General features: G+C 56.3%; 1 protein-coding gene. It reads right to left on the bottom strand.

The window, feature by feature from the left end:
* Positions 1-371: hypothetical protein (locus AC1RPJ_RS07945; protein WP_481762868.1), on the bottom strand; the 371-nt coding region annotated here is incomplete at both ends.

Genomic DNA, 371 nt, shown 5'->3' with positions numbered 1-371 from the left:
GACAATAACAGCCCCGACCGGATACGAAATGCCATGTTTCTTCAGCACGTCTTCCAGATTGGCGTCGAGGCTAATGGAGTGCCCTACGATTTTTTCGATAGCAGAAAGAGCCTCGTCGCGCGTCCGGTCCTCATCCGTGTTTTCGTCTTCGACGATCAGCAGGTTGTCGTCCACGATGTTGCTCCCAGCTTCCTGCTCCTTCCGCTTGCGCAGAATCAGGCCCGTGATCTCGTTCACGGTGGCGCATCCACGCAGGTCCGCGACAGTGACCGCGGCCGCAAAATCGTTGTAAATCTCGTCGCAGACTGCCGCCAGCGGGTGTGCGTTGTACAGATCGGTGTGATCAACGATCGAGGCCAAAACTTCATCGT

The organism is Dellaglioa sp. CoH-57-MRSF-17, from assembly GCF_056782015.1.
This window is presented reverse-complemented; position numbering and strand designations above follow the sequence as displayed.